This window comes from Clavibacter sp. MX14-G9D (assembly GCF_032917815.1).
In the GTDB taxonomy this organism is placed as follows: Bacteria; Actinomycetota; Actinomycetes; order Actinomycetales; family Microbacteriaceae; genus Clavibacter; species Clavibacter michiganensis_K.
On sequence record NZ_JAVCVL010000451.1, the window covers coordinates 1 to 521 of the forward strand.

The 521-nt window shown below is 78.1% G+C and carries 2 pseudogenes; both read right to left on the reverse strand.

What is annotated here, in order from left to right:
* A pseudogene (locus tag Q6969_RS16245) lies at positions 1-76 on the reverse strand (ferredoxin); the annotation flags it as partial.
* Positions 77-115: 39 nt separating this feature from the next.
* Positions 116-521 (reverse strand): annotated as a pseudogene (locus Q6969_RS16250) (mycothiol biosynthesis protein); the annotation flags it as partial.

Consider the following 521-nt stretch of genomic DNA (forward strand, 5'->3'; position numbering starts at 1 on the left):
TGCAGTCCACCGGGCACTCGTCGATGCAGGCGCGGTCCTTGACGTCGACACAGGGCAGGGCGATGACGTAGGTCATTCGGGCGGTCCTTCCGGGAGCGGTGCGGCCCGGTCGAGTCTACGCGGCGCGGGAGCCGGCCCCTGCCGGGGCGGCGTCGCCGGGGCCGGCGCCGGGAGCGCCGTCCGGGCCCGCGCCGGTGCCGGGCGCGCGCGACGAGAACCGCGGCCATACCACGACGGCCGCGACGAGGAGCGCGGGCGCGAGCGACCACACCTGGCTCAGCCCGTCGTCGGGGAAGAGCACGGATCCGCTCGGGCCGCGCGTGCCGAGCACGGCGACCGCGGCCACGGTGCCGAGCCCGAGGCAGAGCGCGTGCAGCCGGTCGACGAGGAGCAGGCGGAACGCGACCAGCAGGCACGCGAGCGTCACCAGGGCGAGCACCAGCCCGACGGGCAGCGCGACGCCGCCGACGGGCAGCGTCGCGCGGTGCGCGGCCGTGCCGACCGCGCCCACGAGCACGCCG